The sequence below is a fragment of the Desulfotomaculum sp. OF05-3 genome, assembly GCF_003435535.1.
GTDB lineage: Bacteria > Bacillota > Clostridia > Lachnospirales > Lachnospiraceae > Pilosibacter > Pilosibacter fragilis.
In genome coordinates, this window is the sequence record NZ_QWGO01000067.1 from 1 (window position 1) to 1540 (window position 1540).

Annotated in this window: 1 protein-coding gene; it reads right to left on the reverse strand. The window is 47.9% G+C overall.

Annotated features, from left to right (window positions below; genetic code table 11):
• Window positions 1–1394: repa (locus DXA87_RS17390; protein ID WP_199537950.1), on the reverse strand; the 1394-nt coding region annotated here is incomplete at its 3' end.
• Window positions 1395–1540: the final 146 nt, after the last annotated feature.

Below are 1540 nucleotides of genomic sequence, written 5' to 3' on the forward strand. Positions count from 1 at the left end.
TTATAAACCGTATGCTTTGCAAGTCCTGTCTCTCGAATGCAGTCCGCTTTCTTTCCTGCCGGGTGGCTCTCCTGCCATTCTCTGACTGTCCGCTCTGCTGTTGGTCTGCCCTCTTTTACTACTTCGCCTATAACTTTCATATCCTCTTTTTTTCGCCTTGCAAGATATAAATGAGCCTCTTGTTTTCTGTAATTTCGCTTATTTGCTGGTATCGTAACCTTTGTGTTGTCCTCTATCCATTCCCGGCTTGCTATCGTTGACAACCTTTTTCTGTCCCCTTTCAATGCCCGGAGAGCGTCTTTCACATCTGCCCGGCTGAAATGGTTGTCCTCGTCCTCGGTAAGGCTCTCTAAATGGTCCAAGAACGCATAGGCGTCTCTCCGTATCTTCTGCTCGGATATGCCACACTTCAAGCCATAAGAGCACAACGCCATAATAGAAAAGTAACGCCCTCCGGCTTTCACTTCCTCGGTTATTTTCCGTTTCCACCACTCATATAAAGCTTCGTTACATACCCACGTACCGCCCTGCTTCTTACTTTTCTGCTTCGGCTCTCCCTGCACGATCCGCTTCTCATACCATTCCGGGTACAGCTCCTTTGCTTCTTCCAGCGTAACGGTACTTTTTCTTCTCGGCTTCTCGTACAACGGAGCAAGGTCTACCTTACAGCTCGGTATGCTGGCTTTTATGTCCTCCAGCGTGTAACGGTTCTCTGACAGCTTATAGGCTTTTACTGGGAAATCTGCACCCAGCTTCGACTGACTCCCCACACACCGGAAACCTTGATAAATTCCGGTTATATCCGGGCTGTCCGGACGGATAGAGCTGGTATCATTCCATAGCCGCCGGATAAAGGCTTCTTTCAGCTCCGCAAGCACTTCTTCCCGGTTTCGATACAACTGAACCGGCTCCTGCAAGAAATAGTAAAGATGTACCCCCTTGCCGGAGCTGACAAGATAAGTCGGACGAAGCTGCACACCATTCCCAAACTGCTTCAACAGGTTCTTTAACTGCTGTTTGCCTACATAATCCACATCCACCACCACCGCAAACAGCTCATGAGCGTTCTCTTTCGTGTGTGACTTCCCGTAAAAACTAATAGGCGGTATCAGCCCAAACCTATCTCCTATGACCTTATCCAGCATTTTCAGACTATCATCAATTACCCACTGCCGGGTTCTTCCTTTGCCGGACGGTCTAATCTGTGTCGCTATAATATTACCTTTTCCGTCCCCCGGCTCTTGCTGCAGACTACCAGTCGGAAACAACTCTCGATAGAAATCATGAGGACTTACTTCCGGGTATCCCCTCTCCAGCATAAGAGCTTCTTTCTCCCGATAAGCAGACTTCCACTCATACCCTCTTTTATCTCTCCTTTTGGTGTATTTTGCCATAGTCTTTTACACCTCACTCCCTCTCGCCTTGACCGCTAATCTTATCAATAGGTTTTTGCACCTTTTTCTCTCAAGTATAAGGGAGTGCCTTTTTGGTGTCAATACCTACACCTCACTCCCTCTCGCCTTGACCGCTAATCTTATCA